At 41.6% G+C, this 19363-nt stretch carries 18 protein-coding genes; 6 read left to right on the forward strand and 12 right to left on the reverse strand.

All coding sequences use genetic code 11. From position 1 onward, the window contains the following. Positions 1-84: 84 nt before the first annotated feature. On the reverse strand, positions 85-699 hold the full coding sequence (locus ES754_RS03350; protein ID WP_147222042.1) for a methylated-DNA--[protein]-cysteine S-methyltransferase: 615 nt from the start codon (positions 697-699) through the stop codon (positions 85-87). A 21-nt stretch (positions 700-720) separates the two neighbouring features. Next, positions 721-2148 (reverse strand): signal recognition particle-docking protein FtsY, encoded by a 1428-nt coding sequence (ftsY, locus tag ES754_RS12410; protein ID WP_338106134.1) that lies wholly within the window; start codon positions 2146-2148, stop codon positions 721-723. A 344-nt stretch (positions 2149-2492) separates the two neighbouring features. On the opposite strand from ftsY, the gene ES754_RS12080 reads away from it, so the two are divergent. The 4 genes from ES754_RS12080 to ES754_RS03370 all read left to right on the forward strand — a co-directional run bounded on the left by ES754_RS12080 (position 2493) and on the right by ES754_RS03370 (position 6202). Further along, positions 2493-2645: a hypothetical protein gene (locus ES754_RS12080; RefSeq protein WP_170231071.1), complete on the forward strand. Its 153-nt coding sequence runs from the start codon at positions 2493-2495 to the stop codon at positions 2643-2645. A 68-nt stretch (positions 2646-2713) separates the two neighbouring features. Then, entirely contained in the window at positions 2714-2953 is a 240-nt protein-coding gene (locus tag ES754_RS03360) for a hypothetical protein (protein ID WP_147222044.1), read from the forward strand. A 99-nt stretch (positions 2954-3052) separates the two neighbouring features. Further along, positions 3053-4522 (forward strand): M16 family metallopeptidase, encoded by a 1470-nt coding sequence (locus ES754_RS03365; protein ID WP_147222046.1) that lies wholly within the window; start codon positions 3053-3055, stop codon positions 4520-4522. A gap of 201 nt (positions 4523-4723) precedes the next feature. Further along, the gene (locus ES754_RS03370) at positions 4724-6202 is read left to right on the forward strand and encodes a M16 family metallopeptidase (protein WP_227677721.1); all 1479 of its coding nucleotides are present in this window, start codon (positions 4724-4726) and stop codon (positions 6200-6202) included. A gap of 88 nt (positions 6203-6290) precedes the next feature. Here the strand turns inward: ES754_RS03370 and ES754_RS03375 are convergent, their stop codons facing one another. Further along, a complete protein-coding gene (locus ES754_RS03375; protein ID WP_147222050.1) occupies positions 6291-6725 on the reverse strand; it encodes a hypothetical protein in 435 nt (144 codons plus the stop codon). 421 nt (positions 6726-7146) lie between these two features. Further along, positions 7147-8028: a D-Ala-D-Ala carboxypeptidase family metallohydrolase gene (locus ES754_RS03380; protein WP_147222052.1), complete on the reverse strand. Its 882-nt coding sequence runs from the start codon at positions 8026-8028 to the stop codon at positions 7147-7149. Positions 8029-8482: 454 nt separating this feature from the next. Between ES754_RS03380 and rodA the strand changes: the two genes are divergently transcribed. Both rodA and ES754_RS03390 read left to right on the forward strand, forming a co-directional pair. Then, positions 8483-9625 (forward strand): rod shape-determining protein RodA, encoded by a 1143-nt coding sequence (gene rodA, locus ES754_RS03385; protein WP_147222054.1) that lies wholly within the window; start codon positions 8483-8485, stop codon positions 9623-9625. A 965-nt stretch (positions 9626-10590) separates the two neighbouring features. Beyond that, entirely contained in the window at positions 10591-11211 is a 621-nt protein-coding gene (locus tag ES754_RS03390) for a septal ring lytic transglycosylase RlpA family protein (RefSeq protein ID WP_147222056.1), read from the forward strand. 117 nt (positions 11212-11328) lie between these two features. On the opposite strand, the gene radA is transcribed toward ES754_RS03390, so the two are convergent. The 8 genes from radA to miaA all read right to left on the reverse strand — a co-directional run bounded on the left by radA (position 11329) and on the right by miaA (position 19340). Continuing rightward, complete coding sequence (gene radA, locus ES754_RS03395; RefSeq protein ID WP_147222058.1) at positions 11329-12771, reverse strand: DNA repair protein RadA; 1443 nt, start codon at positions 12769-12771, stop codon at positions 11329-11331. Positions 12772-13074: 303 nt separating this feature from the next. Beyond that, positions 13075-13785, reverse strand: coding sequence for an LPS export ABC transporter ATP-binding protein (lptB, locus tag ES754_RS03400; RefSeq protein WP_147223250.1), 711 nt, complete (start codon positions 13783-13785; stop codon positions 13075-13077). Positions 13786-14014: 229 nt separating this feature from the next. After that, on the reverse strand, positions 14015-14584 hold the full coding sequence (gene lptA / locus ES754_RS03405; protein ID WP_147222060.1) for a lipopolysaccharide transport periplasmic protein LptA: 570 nt from the start codon (positions 14582-14584) through the stop codon (positions 14015-14017). Positions 14585-14777: 193 nt separating this feature from the next. After that, the gene (lptC, locus tag ES754_RS03410; protein ID WP_147222062.1) at positions 14778-15362 is read right to left on the reverse strand and encodes an LPS export ABC transporter periplasmic protein LptC; all 585 of its coding nucleotides are present in this window, start codon (positions 15360-15362) and stop codon (positions 14778-14780) included. After that, on the reverse strand, positions 15359-15916 hold the full coding sequence (locus ES754_RS03415; RefSeq protein ID WP_147222064.1) for a KdsC family phosphatase: 558 nt from the start codon (positions 15914-15916) through the stop codon (positions 15359-15361). Before ES754_RS03415 ends, lptC begins: the two co-directional genes overlap by 4 nt. A gap of 85 nt (positions 15917-16001) precedes the next feature. Beyond that, entirely contained in the window at positions 16002-16994 is a 993-nt protein-coding gene (locus ES754_RS03420; protein ID WP_147222066.1) for a KpsF/GutQ family sugar-phosphate isomerase, read from the reverse strand. Positions 16995-17201: 207 nt separating this feature from the next. Continuing rightward, positions 17202-17771, reverse strand: coding sequence for an RNA chaperone Hfq (gene hfq, locus ES754_RS03425; RefSeq protein ID WP_147222068.1), 570 nt, complete (start codon positions 17769-17771; stop codon positions 17202-17204). 408 nt (positions 17772-18179) lie between these two features. Then, positions 18180-19340, reverse strand: a complete 1161-nt coding sequence (miaA, locus tag ES754_RS03430; protein WP_147222070.1) for a tRNA (adenosine(37)-N6)-dimethylallyltransferase MiaA — start codon at positions 19338-19340, stop codon at positions 18180-18182. Between the last annotated feature and the right edge of the window lie 23 nt (positions 19341-19363).

Here is a 19363-nt window from a genome sequence, read left to right on the forward strand (position 1 = left end):
ACCTAATAGTTTCAATTTACTTGAAGGCTAGCGATTCAATTAAATCTCAGTACTACACAAAGAACAGCGAGTTTTAGCAGTGGCTTAAGGGTTAACTTTAATGCATTCAAGGGCCAGTAAGTGCTCTTTTTTATCCAACCCACCAGTATAGCCACCAAGCTTGCCGTCACTAGCAATTACTCGATGACAAGGTATGATGATGCTGAGAGGGTTTTTCCCGTTGGCATTAGCAACTGCACGATAGCCTTTGGGGTTATTAACACACTCTGCTAGGGTTTTATAACTGATAGTCTCGCCATGATTGATATCTAATAAAGCTTGCCAAACTTGTTGTTGAAATGGTGTGCCTAGTGAGACATCAAGGGGTAAATCAAAATCTTGACGCCTTCCTTGTAGATATTCCTGCATTTGCGCAACTGCTGTTAATAATAACTGCTGCTCAGAATCATTAGCATCTAACTGCTCTAATGGCACAAACTTCAAACCGCTACTATCAAGCGGCTCATCAAGCTTATAATGTTTCGCTAGAGCCTTCAGTTTAATCTTATCTTGCCAGCACTCATCTGCTGCCAGCCAGTTGCACCAAATAAGCTTTGCTGTGCCCCCTACAGTATGACTCGCCAGCACCAAGGCCGCATCGGACGATAACGGAGGATTATCATTGGTTATATCAGATAGCGCTACTTTGGTCACAATCATAATATAGTCTCAATTACAGTGTTACTTATCGTCGGTCTCAAATAAAGCGGCAACAAACTGCTTCGGACTAAAGGCACGTAAGTCGTCAATTGACTCGCCAACACCAATATAACGGATAGGAACATCGGTAGTTTCAGCAATATTAAATACCACCCCGCCTTTAGCGGTACCATCTAGTTTAGTAATGGTAATACCGGTTAATGGGACGACTTTATTAAATAGCTCCACTTGATTAATGGCATTTTGACCAGTGCCTGCATCGAGTACAATCATGCCTTCATGCGGTGCTGTGGGGTCGGCTTTACGCATCACGCGCACCACTTTTTCAAGCTCCGCCATCAGATGGGTTTTATTTTGCAAGCGCCCCGCAGTATCGGCAATTAACACGTCAACATTTTTGGCTTTAGCAGATTGCATCGCATCAAAGATAACCGAAGCACTATCTGAGCCATGACCTTGGGCGATAACTGGAATATCATTACGCTCGCCCCAAATTTGCAGCTGTTCAGTGGCAGCAGCACGGAAAGTGTCACCCGCAGCCAGCATTACGGACTTACCTTCACCTTGTAAGCGCTTGGCAAGTTTACCGATAGTCGTGGTTTTGCCCACGCCGTTGACCCCAACAACTAAGATGACGAAAGGCTTTTTAGTAGTATCAATGATAAGCGGGGCAACCTTTGGGGTCAAAATATCAACCAGCTCAGTTTGCAACGCTTTGTATAATGAATGAGCGTAAATCAAATCGCCACGCGTGGTCTGCTCAGTTAAGCTTTTAATAATGCGATTAGTGGCGTTGACGCCAATGTCAGCAACCAACAGCTGGTCTTCCACTTCCTCTAACAGCTCATCGTCTATCTCTTTGCCACCTATTAGAATACTGACCATACCTTCTGCTAGATTCTTGCGCGACTTGGTTAATCCGGTTTTCATGCGGTTAAACCAGCTGCCTTTTTGACGACCTTGCACCTCATCTTCAACTTCTTGCTGTTCTGCTTGCTCTTTTTCTACTGCTAAAGATGGCTCAGCAGCATGGCTTTTAGAGCTTACGCTTGGGCTATCACCCAACTGCGCCTGTAAAGGCATTATTGGTATAGTCGCATGCGCAGACTCAGTATTTGGCTGGCTATGGGATGAACTGTTTGAAGAGTGCTGTAATTGACCGTCACTAGGCGGGGTATTCTTAGTCTCACTTTTGACTTCCGGTGATACAATCGGCGAACCTAAAGCAATACTCTCTGCAGCATTGGCGCTAGACACTTCTTTATTGGTTGTATTATCCTCTTTATTATCTGGAGCTTTTTGTTGGTCAGACGCTTCAGTTTCATGCTCGTCAATAATAAGCACCGATTGCGCCGGCATGCTGGGTAAAGTAATATCATCGTCATCTAAATCATCAAGACCACCATCTAAATTGATGACCACGCGATTGCTATTATTTGGATTATTCATAAGTTCGCCTAAAAGTTAGCACTGAAAGTAAAAGCTGAAAGTAAAATAAGGATGGTGCCATTTATATCAACCTATAACCGTCTAACTAGTGACATCGGTCTTGGCACTCATTTTTAGCCTAGTTTAACATAATTTAACGGCCACTCAGTTACCTGATAGGTAGGCATGACAATCCTTCTTAGCGTTCATATGAACGCTAAGAAGCAAGAGCTGAAGAAAGCTTAGCTTAAGGTTTAGACACAAATATATGACCTCGAACATGCTAAACTTCGCTTATTCTTATTCAAATATCTTTTATTCAAAATATTTGAACCTTGTCCAGTAACTTTCTATTGGGAAAATCTATGTTATCAATTTCTACTTGTAGTAAAAAACTCGCCAGCATCACCTTGACTATTTTGGTGGCAACAATGGCCATATCAGCTACAGGCTGTAGTACCACTCACGAGTTTAAACCGACGGCTAGCGTCATGGTTGGCGCACATAAATCTTTGTAATCTTAACTTTTATGGCAAGAACTAACAGCAATATATTCATTCATTATTTCATATAAGTAGGCTCTATTATGTCTTTCACAACACAATCACGCTGCTTAAAATCTCAGCATTTATTGAATCTCAAACATCAATCAAGCAATGGCAATTATAAGAAAGCTTGGCATAGAAAAGTCAAACATGAAAAAGCTACTAAGATAGTCTTTACACTCATTATTGCGGCTTTCTCTTTTTCAGCCGTAGGTTGTAACACGCTGCAAGCGCTTGAACCAACCGCAATTTTAATTTCTAATATAAAAAATGTCATATAACTTTAGCTATTACTCTATTTAGCTGCTTTTTTATATTTAGATAACTTTTATCTTTAAAATTACTGTATTTAGTCGCCATTTTCATAAGTAGAAAACTCTATGTCATCATCACTAGTGCTGCGCGCAGCCTGTCTCTTAGCGTTTGCCACGACTGTTGCTGCTTGTCAGACCAGTCCTGCTGAGCAAAAAGTAGCAAAACCTCTGCCATCTTTAACAGAAGCTTATAAAACAACAACTGATAAGTCATCAGAACTGGCAATAGATTTGTCAGGTCGCCATGAATATCAACTGGATAATGGTCTAAAAATTATCGTTAAAGAAGACCACCGCGCACCGGTAGTGATGACCCAAATTTGGTATCGGGTAGGCTCAACGGACGAACCGCTTGATAAAGGTGGTATCTCACACCTGCTTGAGCACATGATGTTTAAGGGTACGTCTAACGTCTCAAGTGCAGACTTTGAGCGCTTGATTGCGAAGTTCGGCGGGGTCAATAATGCCTTTACCAGCTACGACTACACTGGCTATTACGAGCTGTTCCCAGCCAATCGCTTGCCATTAGCGCTGGAGTTAGAAGCAGACCGGATGAAAAACTTACGATTTGATGCCAAAGAGTTTGCTAAAGAGCATCAAGTCGTCATGGAGGAACGCCGTCAACGTACCGATGACAACCCACTGGCCAAGGCTTATGAGTCGTTTCGTTTGCTAGCCCTACCTGATAGCCCCAAAGGTGAATCGGTCATCGGGCCAATGACCGAGCTTGAGTCTATTACCCTGCCGGAATTAAAAGACTGGTATAACACTTGGTATGCGCCTAATAATGCCACTTTAGTCATCGTCGGCGACGTTGAGCCGCAAGACATCTTAGCGCAAGTAAAACGCTACTTTGGCAAATTGCCGACTAGCAAACTGCCTACCCGTCCTGCCGTCCGTCAACAAGGTTTTCGTGGTTATAAACAAGTTAGCTCCGAGCAAGCCGTAGAAGTGCCGGTATTATTGATGGGTTATAACGTGCCTAGTCTATTAACGTCCCCAAAGAACGATGAAAAACAAGCTTACGCCTTATCATTAGCACAAGATGTATTAGATGGCGGCCTGTCTGCCCGTCTAGAAAAAAGGTTGATTCGTGAACAAGGTTTATTAACCACCGTCGGCACCTCTTATGACTTATTAGATCGCGGCGATGGGCTGTTTTTAATTCAAGCGACACCGCGTGAGGGCGTAAGCTTAGAGCAAGCACAACAAGCTATCATTACTGAAATTGATAAGCTTGCTACTGACCCGATTGCCGCTGATGAAATCAGTCGTGCCAAGACCAATACCGTCACCAGTCTCATCTATGCGCAAGACAGCATGGAGGGACAAGCGCAAATGATTGGCTCGCTACAATCTATCGGTCTTGATGATAGGTTACTTGCGACCTTACCTGCCAAACTTGACAGCGTGACCGTTACTGACATAAAAGCTGCTAGCAAAAAATATCTGGTTAAAGATAATTTAACGGTCATGTATATCGTACCGCCTGCAGATAAAACGAATAAAACTAAAGCGCCGAAGCAGAATAAATAAAAAAAAGCATGAGTTAAATACTTTATCTAGTTGGCACTTAACGATTTTATTAAGTAACCCTTTATTAAGAAGACCATCATGACGCATAAGATTTCTATACCAAATTTAGCAATCACCTCTACACACTCAGCTGTCAGCACAACAAAGTTAACACAATCTACCAAGCCTAAATCGATACGGCTATTATATTTAAGCGTGAGTATGGCTATTGGATTGACCACAGGATTAGTAACATTGACTGTTCCTGCTTACGCCGATGCCGGCATGTCGGAAAACCGTGCGTCGGCAGCCAGCATTGATGCCAATGCACCCATCAAAGCGCTCTCGACACTGCGCAGCCTTGATAACGTCAAGCCCTTACAAGTCACCGTACCAAATATCCAACATTTTGAAACCAAATCTGGGGTACCGGTATCGTTTGTACGGGCTGAAGCTTTGCCTATTGTCGATATTGACTTACGCTTCAATGCGGGCAGTGCGCGCGATGGCGATATACGTGCGAATGGTTTTGGCATTGCTAATATGACAGCGACCATGCTTACCCAAGGCACTAAAAAACTAGATGAAGATAACTTTACCCGAGCGGTTGAAACTTTAGGTATTAATTTAAATAGCAATGTTTATAAAGATATGTTTATCATATCACTGCGTAGTTTATCTGATGATGAGCATCTATTACCCGCTGTTGATTTGATGACCCAAATGCTTATCGAACCAAGCTTTGACACCCAAATTTTAGCGCGTAATAAAGCACGGTTATTAGTGGGATTGCAGCAGCAAAAACAAGACCCTGGTAGCCTTGCAAGCTTAGCTTTTAGTAAAGCCTTATATGGTAGCCACCCTTACGCCCATCCTTCTTCTGGTACCCTTGAGACCGTACCTAGTATTGAGCAAAAAGACCTAACAAATTTCCAAAAACGCTATTTAGTGACCGCTAATGCTTCGCTGGCAATGACGGGTAACTTAACGCTTACTCAAGCAAAAAAACTGGCAGATAACCTTACCGCTGATTTAGCAATCGGCAAAGCGGCGGCTGTGCTACCAGAGCCGAAAGCGCTAACTAAAGGAGAGCATATTCATATCCCCTTCCCCAGCACCCAAACTACCGTATTAATGGGACAACTCGGTGAGAAGCGTGCCACTGATCCAAAAGCCCAACAGCAGCAAACTAACTTTGCAGTCGGTAATGATGTATTAGCGGGCGGTGACTTTAATGCGCGGTTAATGACTGAGATTCGCCAGAATCTTGGCTACACCTATGGTATTTCTGGCTCTATGAGTCCGATGCTAGCGCGTGGCCCTTATCAAATTGGTTTTGCGACCCGTAATGACAAAGCACGTGCAGCAATTGATGCTAGCGTGACAGTAATAGAGAATACTTTGGATAAAGGAATCACTAACGCTGAGATGCAATTAACGACGGATAATTTAAAGAATAGTTTCCCGATGGGGTTTGCCAGTAATGCAGGAATTAATGGTCTACTAGGCATGATGAATTTCTATCAATTGCCTGACAGTTATCTTGCCGATTATATGAGCCGTATCGATAACGTGAATCTTGCATCAGTCAATCAAACCTTGCGTGATACCTTACAGCCAGATAATTTTTTGATCGTGACCGTAGGACAGGACAATCCATGGGATAACAAAACGGTTAAGCCTAAAAAAAGCAGCCGCTAGTCTTTATAGAATACTTGAAAATTAAGATATTAAAGAACAACGGCTTGGACATGTAGTACTTGAAAATTAAGTGCTACATGATAAGAATTTAATCACTGATGCTAATAGCAACATCATAATTTAGCCGTTCAGGCCTATAGGTTGCCCCATTATAAGACAGGCGAATCACATGCTTATCATAAGAGGTAACCGGATACTGACCATCAGCGAAATTATGCAAAATAGGCACAATCAATAGCGCCTCAATTTGATCATTGTTGACGCTGACTGTAATACGCTGACCAGCATGCGGATATAAGAAATAGTCACAATGCTCATCAACCATAACTTCTGCGGTGCGCTCAATGGTATTTTCATGCCTATTCTTTTGGATCAACTTTGGACAAACATCTGCACGTTTAGCGGCCAACCGCGCATATGAATTCTTGATATTTTCCTCAATGTTAGCAATATTTTGTTGTTTTAGTGCAGCTTTTGCGTCGGCTACGCCTTCGATAGGCTCTTTTGGGCTGCATGCATTCATGAGCAACAGCGTTGAAGCAGCAGCTGTAAAGAGAAGTATGTAGGCCTTATTTAAGGTAATCACTACGTATTGATTGACATGAAAATACTGCGTCTTTGTTATTATTGACCACAAATTTTTCATAAATCTCACTTATACCCATTCATCGCCTTTTTGCCCCTTCTTAAAGTTGAGCGCATTTTTGGAGTGATAGCGTTGAAATGATTGTCAGTTATAAGAATGAACATTAATTTGTGGCTATTAAACCATACTTCTTGAAAAGTTAGACATATTTTTATGACCTATGCGTCTATTGGTCTGCGATTTCGACCGTTTATCGGTATCATAGATGATGTAATAGTTTGCTTTCTATGAGTTTTTAGTCAACTATAATTGCTTTATTGAGTGGTTTTTATTGATATAGTTTACTTAAGATATTCAGTTAAGAACGACATGATGAGCTGCTACTGGCATTATTAAAGCCCCATTTACGAAACCCTTGGGTGTCTAAATGAATTGCTCCGGTTGCATAAAGTCCAAGCCCAAAGTCATAAGTTCCTCCTTGATACTGCCAAAACTGGCACAAGCCGTCTTGCATATTATTGAGCCGCCACTGATTATTCTCATATTCAGGCACCCAAATATCTATCGCGCCGGCAGTCATATGTTTGCTACTACTGGCACCGCCTGCACAGTCATTCAACCCTGGACTACGATAGACCGAACGTATCTCAGCACTTGCTGGCAAAATACCTTGGCTTTTCAAGTTAGTATAGAGACGTAAAGTGGGCACAATATTTGACCACAACTCTTGCGGAGGCAACTGATAGGGCTCGTAGCCACATTTATCCCAGCTACGAGCAGTGGTGAGCAGTTGCTCCATTGGAGGGACGTTTTGAGCGCCCACTTGAGCACTTAAATAGCGTTGATAGCTGGCAATCTGTTGAGCCCGGTATCGATTACTGTTCAACCAGCTATTAAAATCCATACTGGACGCGCTACCATAACCGTTATTACCTGTGCTGTAGACAGGATCATAAGTAGTATTGTAGATAGTATTATAGGCTGGCGGACTTTTATTAACATTGACACGTTTGCTTTCTTCTATAGACAGCTTAGCATCAAAATCAAATTCGCGTTGCTTCTGTTGAATAAGTCCTTGCATGCTATCGCTAGTAAATCTATCTCCTCTGACAATAGTAATACCCGTACTGTTATTTACTATAGGTATCGGGGCGCGATTGACATATGCATTGTTACTATTTGTCCGAACTTGAACACGGCGTTCACTACTGTCACTTAATATAGCGGCATGAACACTCATACTACTCGTACAGATAATAAGTAAAGTTAGCATCGACTTGACGGAAATAGACGTTAAAAAAGTTAAGACTGTCATATTTTCTGATTTGCTTTGATAGGCGTATGAATGTTTAATACTATTAAAAGAAGTGTCATCATGTTCATTCGCACAATTATTTAGTTTGTTCATTTCTGGTAATTACCACTAAAAACATTTTAACGATACTATCAAATTTCTGCTAGGCTAGCTAAACTATCGCACCTCATTCAGTGCTTAGGCGTTTGTTGTTAACACTTATCCTCATAGGTTTTTATAATCACGTGACTTAATTGCTATTATGTTACTTTATCTCATTTGGCTCTAAAGACAAGTTGTAAAAGACAGATGATGAGCAATAGAGTAAACCTTAGTTTTATTGTCTGTCTTTTTTTATCTATTCTTCCTTTATAATCACTTTTATAGTCAAATTTAGCCTATGTCTTCGAGCTCACAGTATCGCTTTTCACGCCAAAGCCAACATTCCAGTCAACGTTATGACCCTACGCTATGGCAGCGTATTCATATCGATCCGTGGTTAACCCTACTACTGCTGACCATTTGCTGTATTGGTTTGACTATTTTATATAGCGCTTCAGGTCAAGACAGCGATATGATCATCCGTCAGCTGATAAGTTATGGGATTGCATTGGTGGTGATGGTTGTAATGGCGCAAATACCGCCTAGCATTTATCGTGCCTTTACACCTATATTATACATTTTAGGGTTGGTACTACTCGTACTGGTGGGAGTCATCGGTGAGGTGCGGATGGGAGCCCAACGCTGGATTGATTTGCCTGGATTTGGCAGTGTACAGCCATCAGAGTTTATGAAACTTATTATGCCGATGATGTGTGCCTGGTTTTTGTCTAAGCGCAACTTGCCACCGTCACTGTCCAGCATTACAGTCACGTTAGGTCTGATTATTGTGCCCGTATTACTAATTGCTAAAGAGCCTGACCTTGGTACCTCTCTATTGGTAGCAGCGAGTGGCCTATTTGTACTGTTTTTGGCAGGATTGTCGTGGTGGATGATTGTAAGCACGCTAGCGTTATCGATACCCATTGCCGCTTTCACATGGTATTTCTTATTACATAACTACCAGCGTATGCGGGTATTAACGTTATTCAATCCTGACGTTGACGCTCAAGGCGCCGGTTGGAATATTATTCAATCTCAAACAGCTATTGGTGCAGGCGGTCTGACAGGTAAAGGCTATTTAGAGGGTACTCAATCACAGCTAGACTTTCTACCAGAAGGTCATACTGACTTTATTATTGCCGCTTTCTCTGAAGAGTTTGGTCTACTAGGTGTGATATTACTGTTGGTTATTTATACCTGCTTATTAAGCCGCTCCCTATATATTGCCTTCACTCATCCTGATATCTATAGCCGTCTATTGGCTGGCGCTATTGCTATGTCGTTTTTCATTTACGTGTTTGTCAATGTGGGGATGGTCAGTGGAATTTTGCCAATCGTTGGCGTCCCTCTTCCCTTTATCAGTTATGGCGGTACTGCGATTGTCACTTTAATGGCCGGATTTGGCTTACTGATGTCTATTCATACTCATAAACCTCAATAATCTATATGTGATATTAATAACTTTTTGACTTTAAAAAACCTATTATGTAATTACGTATAGTTTTTCGTTTAGATAAAAACAGCCAATTGTAAAACTGAATTTTATTGCAATATTAATTGTATCCAAGTCTTGAAATAAGTAAAACCCACACACAGATAAAACAACTCAAAATAAAAAAGCTTATAAAACCTCTTATTTATTTAAAATAAATGGATATAAACCGTACTATCTCTGACTCTATCAGGTCACTAGATATAAAATAGTTATAAATATAATAGACTTTATTAGGCTAATAAATAACTTATCAAACCTTATGATTGCTAGCCCATTATTAAATATATCTTAATAATAATATATATATTTTTGATTTTTTTTTGCTGCAAATCTTACTAATGTTACTATATTATGTCAGATATTTACGAATTCGTATGCTCTTAAACTTTGTATTATTCATATTTTCTAACCAATTTTAAAGCTTGTTTTTTACAAAAAATTGCGTTACTCTCTTTTTAATGCATTTTTGATACACAATCCGTACACAGCTACTAATAAAATTAGCATTTGATTATATTTGAGTTATAGCTTAGTAGTATAGTGAGCAACTATATTTTCAAAGATAGTACTTAGTTAACGTTTTACGAACAAAGCACTACACTATGCTTATATGACTATACTTATCTGGTTACTCAATAAATAAGCTTAAAGAAACATTATTAACTGCTACGGAAATATATTATAAGTTGTAGCGATTTTTATTCCTGTCTACAAATTCATCATAATGAAATAAAAAATTATTCATACCTTAAAACCTATTAAAGCTTCTTTTTATGTTGCTTACTGTTTATCTAACAAAGTAAGATTGAAAGCTTTAGAGTCTGTAATGTTGTTAGAGTGGTCTAATAACATTATGCTCAATCTGTAATTTTTTAAGATTAGGTTTTAAGGTATAAGTTATAGAGGTATTTATGAACAAGCGTTTATCTGGTCTACTTACAATGTCAATGTGTTTGTTTGCAGGCTCTACAATAGCCACTAGCGCACAAGCAGCTGCTGCAAAAACTAATTTTGCGCCTTTGTCTCAAGAGAACGCCTCCCATATTGACCGTGTGCTCGGCGAGCTCACTCGTCAACATGATAACGCCCCAAGCTTAGTTAAGTCTGCGCGGCAGCCAACGTCTTTGGCGCTTAGCAGCTCATTACTTGCCAGTAATACCAGCCAATTGTCTAACGACGATGATGTACTAGAGCGCTTAACTGCGGTGGCCTCTAACTCTGTCAGCAAATTTAAACAGACGGGTCTCGCTTCTTGGTACGGTCGTCAGTTCCACGGTCGTAAAACTGCCAGTGGTGATACCTTTGATATGAACGGTTTGACTGCTGCGCATCGTTCACTACCTTTGAACTGCTATGTTAGAGTGACTAATAATACCAATGGCAAAAGTGTCGTTGTAAAGGTGAATGATCGTGGTCCTTTCTCAGGTAATCGGGTATTAGATTTATCTTATGGTGCTGCTAAAAGACTAGACATTACTAATAAAGGTGTGGGTAAAGTCTCTATTGAGCGCGTTGCAGGGCCGCAGTCGTAAAACTTATTCGACTTAAAAACCTCTTAAAGCCATCAACTAAGAATATAAAAAAGCGCCTTACTAATATTTAGTAAGGCGCTTTTTGTTGCGAATCTTTTTAGTCAGTATAACCAACAACTATAATTCAAACGCTTTTTGGATTGCATCATCCAATCGTTCTACGGCAATAATGGTAATACCTTTAAATTGAGCACTATTAGTGGTAGGTGCATTAGATTTGGGCACAATTGCATGCGTGAATCCATGCTTCATAGCCTCTTTCAAACGCTCTTGACCGTTAGGTACGGGTCGAATCTCTCCTGACAATCCCACTTCGCCAAATACGGCTAACGAGGATGGGAGGGCCTTTTCTTTAATACTAGAAGCGCAGGCCAATAAAACGGCCAAATCTGAACCTGTCTCAATTACTTTTACACCGCCAACGACGTTGACGTAAACGTCCTGACCGCTGGTATGAATACCACCATGACGATGCATGACGGCAAGCAGCATAGATAAACGCTGAAAATCAAGCCCGAGTGCCATGCGTCTTGGCTGCCCTTGCGAGTCATCAACTAATGCCTGCACTTCAACCAATAAAGGACGTGTACCTTCGCGGCTGACCATCACCACTGACCCTGCTACTGGCTTATCATAGCGGCTTAAAAATATAGCGGATGGATTCGCTACCTCTTTTAGCCCCATATCCGTCATACCAAAAATACCCAGCTCATTGACCGCGCCAAATCGATTTTTAACTGCCCGAATCATCCGAAAACGCGAATCAGACTGGCCTTCAAAATATAGAACCGTATCAACCATGTGCTCAAGCACACGTGGCCCTGCTAGCGTACCTTCTTTTGTCACATGACCGACCAAAAATAGCGCAGTTCCTGTTTGCTTAGCATAACGCGTCAAAATAGCCGCTGATTCACGAATTTGACTAACGCCACCCGGCGCAGAATTAATAGCATCGGTATAAATGGTTTGAATAGAGTCAATAATAGCGATAGCAGGCTGCTCTTGCGTCAATGCAGCACAAATGGTCTCAACATTGGTCTCCGCAAGTACTCGCAGACGGTCAGTAGGTAAATCTAAACGTCTAGCACGCATAGCAACCTGCGCAAGCGACTCTTCACCAGTCACATACAGCGCACTACCAGCTAATGAGTCAGCACGCGCCATATTCGTCGCGGTTTGTAGCAAAATAGTTGATTTACCAATACCAGGATCACCACCAATTAAAACCACGGAACCGGCAACCAATCCGCCACCTAATACTCGGTCAAACTCACCAATACCAGTTGGCATACGTGCATCTAAAGTTACACTGACCGCGTTGAGCGGCATAACTGCGCTGTGCGTCCCTGAATAGTTTCCTGCTGGCGCGCCGCCACCTGCACTACGCGGTGTGGCTCGACTGGCATGAGGTTTAGCAGCACTCTTATTATGATGTGGCATACTGACGTTTGGCGCTTCAATTAAACTGTTCCATTCACCACAGTCTGTGCATTGTCCTGCCCACTTACCAAAATGAGCGCCACAATGTTGACAGACATAGCTACTTTTATTTTTTGCCATGAAATACGAGCCTTACTCAGGTTATAGATCAAAAAGATTAATGATAATTAATACGAAATATTAGCGATAAGGTATTTAGTAATACGAATTTTTTAGACACTTCTACCACTGCCTTATAGACAATAATTGAGCTTGTGATTTGATTTGGGATTTTGCAATTATGAAAGACGATAACTCACTCTAGCGTATATGTTGAGCTGTGTGCACTGGTGCTAAGCGAGAGATAATAAATTAGCAGTATTAAAGAGATAAACATTGTGGAAGTATAGAATAATAGAGTGACGTTAAAAACAGATTAACACTCTATACCTGAAAATCCTTGCCAAGATAGACACTTTTCACCAATTCGTTATCTAAGATATCTTGAGGAGTGCCTTCAGCGATAATAGCGCCTTCTGAGACAATGTAAGCTTTTTCGCAGATGGCTAACGTATCGCGAACGTTATGATCCGTGATTAACACGCCAATACCACGATTTTTTAAGTTTAAGATGACCTCTTTAATATCGCCAACAGAGATGGGATCAACGCCAGCAAAGGGCTCGTCTAATAAAATAAACTTGGGGTTAGCTGCTAAAGCACGAGCAATCTCACAACGACGCCGCTCACCACCTGACACACTCATACCTAGCGATTGGCGTACATGTTCTAAATGGAACTCACTGATTAGTTTTTCAAGCTCTTGGCGCTGTTCGCTAGCAGATAATTCTTTACGAGTTTGCAGAATAGCTAAGATATTATCTTCAATAGTTAACTTACGAAAAATAGAGGCTTCTTGTGGTAAATAGCCAATACCCGCACGTGCGCGTTCATGCATAGCATACTTTGATAAGTCCATTTTTCCTAAAGTAACACGGCCTTTATCCATATTGACTAAACCTACTACCATATAGAAGCTAGTGGTTTTACCAGCGCCGTTAGGCCCTAATAACCCAACTACTTGTCCTTGCTCAACAGAGAAAGACACGTCTTTGACAACCCAACGCTTACCATAACGTTTACCCAAATTTTGCATGATTAGTTTAGCGACTGCTGGCTCAGCAGCGGGTTCCTTTTTAAACGTGACATGTCTCGACTCGCTAGAGACCTGCACTGACCGCTGAGTGTCATGATTGGTAGAATTATTACTACTAACATTATTGAGATTCTTATCGCTCATACCATACTCATACTATTACAAAATTTGATTTTGACTTAAAAACCCAATTGAAAAACGTAATGGGCTGATAAAATTAAGACGTTGTCTAGCGTATACCGCGCTGACTGCCACTATTATTCGGTGGGAATACCAATTCAACGCGCTGATTACCGCCCGCAGTGGCTTCCACATCGCCAGCTTTTAGACTATAACGAATCACGTTACCGGCAAAGCTTGCACCGTTTTGTACCAATCTAGCGTTACCCGTTAAGGTAATAATTCCGGTCACTGCGTTATAATCGATAGTGTTGGCCTGTCCTTTCGCTACCCCTTTTTCTTGGGTAACAATCTGTTGCATCGTCGCTGGACGACCGGTTGCGACTGCAGAGTTGATACTACGCCCTTGGGACAGATTTACGGTTATATTATCAGCCGTCATCTTTAGCGAGCCTTGGGTAATAATGACACTACCAGAATAGCTGGTCACGCCCGTACGCTCACTATAGGTCGCCTTGTCTGCTAATAGTTTTATAGGCTGATTGGCATCTGATGGCAGCGCATGGCTATATAACGGTAGCGCCAACAGCATGACCGTCGACACAGTACGCAAATAATGCGGCACTTGAATGCAACGCGTGAATGATAAGTGCATAACCGGCAAAAAGTCGAATTTCATAAATAATTACTCTTCTAATCATTAATAGATAATAGGGGTTAAGCAAAAGGGTTAGGCAAAATATAATGTGAATGTGACGACTTATTAATGAGCACAGAATATAAACATTAATTTAAAACGACAGTTATTATAAATTAACTTATGACAATTTAATTCACAGTTATTTAACTTATAGTACCTTAAACCATAACGACTAAAATAATGCTTTATCTTTGCGCTCAGCAGGTGTAAAGCTAACAGCCACTTGCCCAAACTCATACTCGCCAGTCTCTAAGTTGGCTTTCATACTGGACGCTTGAAAGCGGTTCATACCTTGTTCGACTTTGACCGGCTCATCACTGTAGACTTGCCGTGACTTGGTATTGCCTTTGAGCGTTTGACCAGTCACTTTAATCGGTTCTATATCCGTGGCAGCCGTTTTCTCTTCACTAGCTAAGGTAAAGCCACCTGACAGACGCAACTCGCCCGTTTGCTGATTGATAGCGGCACTGCCAGCTTGAATTCTATAGCGCTGCTCATCTGATGGCTCCCAATTCATAGTGATGCCTGACATCTCATCTTGGTTGGTAACTGGGTTGTGAGTGAGCGACTCGGCGTTAAGCTCATACTCAGTATCCCCTTGCTCATTGGTCTGAACGGCCTTGATATCTGTCGCTTCATAGTCAACGTCTGATGCGCCTATACTCACAGGCGGCGCTATCTCGCCTTGCTGCTGAAAAAACCAGCCAGCAATAGCGGCAATAATTAATGCTAAGACGATTAAAACACGGGTATTCACGACAAATCATCCTGATTATCATCTAGCGAGTCTAACGTATAGTGAGCAATAAAGTCTTTATAATGACCGTGGCCTTTTAGAATAAGATCACATACTTCGCGCACCGCGCCATAACCGCCTGCCCGAGTCGTTACCATATCGCTACGATTAATAACCTCTGAATGCGCATTGGGTACCGTAGCAGCAAAACCTACCGTCTGCATGGCTTTAATATCGGGCAAATCATCACCCATATAAGCGCAATCAGCCGCAGTAATCGTAAGGGTAGATAGCAGCTCATTCAATGCAATTAGCTTATCATCACGGCCTTGTATCACATAATCAATACCCATCTCAGCGGCACGTTTATTGACCATAGGGCTACTGCGACCAGTGATAATAGCGGTTGAGATACCATAACGCGCCAGTGATTTTATACCCACGCCGTCTTGTACCGAAAAGGCTTTGGTCTCAATACCATTGGCATCATAAATAATCTGACCGTTGGACAAAATACCATCAACATCCAACACTAGGAGCTGTACTTGACCAGCTTTTTTTATTAAGTCCTGCATTATGTGTCTCTTATTAAATATAATAAAGTATTAGAATATGATTTTGTTAGGGTTTAAAAATAGTACTAGATGAAAATATAGAGGATTATTTAACCCCTGCTTTTAATAAATCATGCACCGTAATAATAGCTTCCAAATGTTCATTCTCATCCATCACCAGCAGCTGACTGATGGCGTTTTCATTCATCACGCTGAGCGCATCTGAGGCACGCATGGTTTTGCTAACGTGACGCGGACTGGTGGTCATAACCTCAGCCATCGGTGTTGCCAGATCAATGCCTTTTTCTAAACCACGCCGCAAATCGCCATCGGTAAAGACGCCAACTACTTTTTGTTCGTCATCAACGACTACAGTCATACCCAAACGCCCATTGGACATGGTAAATAATGCTTTATGTAGCGGTGATTGCTGATTTACCAGTGGTAGGTTCTCCGATGCGGTATGCATTAAATCTTCAACCCGTGTCAACAGCTGACGTCCAAGCGCGCCCGCCGGATGCGATAAGGCAAAGTCTTCTGACGTAAAGTTGCGTGCATGCACTAGAGCGACAGCCAGCGCATCTCCTAATGCTAAAGTGGCAGTAGTACTCGATGTTGGCGCAAGATTTAATGGACAGGCTTCTTGGGACTTACCGAGCGTTAGTACAATATCAGCAGCATGCGGTAGCATCCCGCGTTTATCACGGCTAATACTAATCAGCGGAATTCCTAAGCGTTTGACCACGGGCAACAGCGTCTTTATCTCGTCAGACTCACCAGAGTTGGAAATCGCAAGCAGTACATCGCCTTTTACGACCATGCCTAAATCACCATGGCCTGCCTCACCTGGGTGCATAAAAAAAGCTGGCGTACCTGTAGAAGCAAAGGTCGCCGCTATCTTACGTCCAATCAGACCCGATTTGCCCATTCCCGTTACCACAACCCGACCCTTACATGCCAAAATAACGTCACAAGCCTGTGCAAACCGATCATCTATCTGCTCAGTCAATAATGCCAATGCTGCTTTTTCTGTATTGATAGCATCAATAGCATTAATTATAAATTGTTCATGGGTTAGACTACGCGGGTTATTACTCATAGGCACGCTCGATATTTAATATTAATGACTGAGATATTTTGTTAGGCTTATTTTACTATATTTTGATTAATATTGATAATAGAGCACTCAAAATATAGCATCGGGGCAGTAGGCAATAACTATACGTATATTTGCATAAAAAAGACCTACTCATAGCAGGTCTCTTTTAGTAGGTAACACCTAAACAATATACACTACCTAGAACAATTATTCGTTACTGTTGTCAGTATCGTCATTAGGCTTATCTTCATAATCTGTATTCTCAGACGGCGTTTCAAAACCACGATCTTGACCAAAGCCACCACGCTCAAAGCCGCGTTCTTGATTTTGGCTCTGGTTTTGACCAAAACTACCACGCTCAAAGGGACGTTCTTGACCTTGACCGAAACCGCCGCGATTGAAACTACTACGATTAGAGGCAAAGCCGCGCTCCTCAAAGCCACTACCTGTCGTACTGCTAGGATTGCTACTGCTACGCTCAAAGCCACCACTGACACTTCCACCTTGATACCCTGAAGTACCCGTAGCGCCTTGAGTCGTTTGGCCTGGTGCCACCGTTGTACCACTAGCACGAGGATTACGGGCTGGCACAACCGTAGAGATGGCATGTTTATAAACCATCTGACTGACGGTATTTTTGAGTAATACTACGTACTGGTCGAAAGATTCAATCTGACCTTGTAATTTAATACCGTTAACTAAGAAAATAGACACAGGAATGCGATCTTTACGCAGCGAGTTCAAGAACGGATCTTGTAGGGTTTGTCCTTTTGACATGAAATCTCTCCTAATTAATATAATAATTATAGTATGAGTGCTTATTCAATTATAATGATTAAAGTCAGATACAATAATAATTTTTATTAATAAAACGTATCTAAATAAGCATCAACTCTTCTTAAGTGGTTCTACTTTATCGTTATTATAATATTATTGTAATTTATTAAGTAAACAGTTGTTTCTACAATTATTTTTAACAACGATTATCAGTTTTATTACAACGCATAATGCCTTCGAGTCACCTCTTATGTGAATATATTATTATAACAGCTATCATAATTATGCTTTGAAACTTATTGTCAGTTGACTTTTTACTTACCCTAAAGGAGCATTTTCTTTAAACATAAAAAAACCTTTATACAACCACCCAATAATGCACTACTCATCATTAGCACTAAAGAACTGTTAGCCTAAAGAGTCCCTTGCCTGCGCCATCGTAGTAAATGACTGTAGCGTTGTCTTATTGTTCGTATGGCTGGGTAACTCAATTGAGCTATCTGACCGGTCGCTTGATAACTGAGTCAGCTTACGCAGCCAAGTATATTGACGTTTTGCCAGCTGCCTTGTGGCATATAATGCCTTATTTTGCATTTGATGACAAGAAAGTGTCTGATGCTCGGTGTTGGTCTTACTGTTAGGCTTAAATGTAGATACTGCCTTTTGTGACATATTATTTTGGCTGGTTTGATACGTATTGGTATCACTAGATTGAGCAAAGACGGTATAAAATGATTCTTTATCCAAATGCGACATCTCAAATATCGGATGCTGAATGTGAACTAAGTATTCCAGTACTTGCCGATAGCCAACGCAGCGCATAGCGGGCATATTGGGGGTTAATGGATAACGCGTAAGTAGGTCAAGCACTTCAGTAACCAGCCCCTCATTCCACATAATATCCAAACGCTGGGCAATACGCTCGTGTAGCCATGGACGATCCGGCATCACGGCTAGTGCATGCCAGCGCTGAGCTGGATTATGTGCCAATGCTTGCTTAGGTTCGCGCTGCCAAGTACTCAGTGCCTTATCGGTTTGTATATAGACCTCCAGCGCACGGGTAATGCGCTGGAGGTCTGTTGGCTTGAGTCGTTGATGGCCAATAGGGTCTACCTTGCCAAGATAATCATACAGCGCACTAATACCCTCAGATAGTCGCCATTCTTCAACTTGCAAGCGTACTTTATCATTGCTATCAGGTACTGGCGACAAACCATCGAGTAGTGCCATGTAATACATCATAGTGCCGCCAACTAGTAATGGTATTTTGCCATTTTGATGGCAACTATCGATAAGCGGTGATACATCACAGACAAACTCAGCAACGCTATAGCTTTGAGTGGGGTCAATAATATCGACCAGATGATGCGGATAACGCTCAAGCTCAGTGGCCGTTGGCTTAGCAGTACCAATATTCATATCGCGATAAATCAGTGCTGAATCTACCGAAATCAGCTCATAGCGCCCAGTATCATAAAGCTCATAAGCCAGCGCAGTTTTGCCACTAGCGGTTGGCGCCATCAAGCACACCACACTATTATCAGTTAATGAGTTGGTCGACAGGGACATAATTTTCTCTTACTAGTGATATA

Source organism: Psychrobacter frigidicola, assembly GCF_007997305.1.
Taxonomy (GTDB): domain Bacteria; phylum Pseudomonadota; class Gammaproteobacteria; order Pseudomonadales; family Moraxellaceae; genus Psychrobacter; species Psychrobacter frigidicola.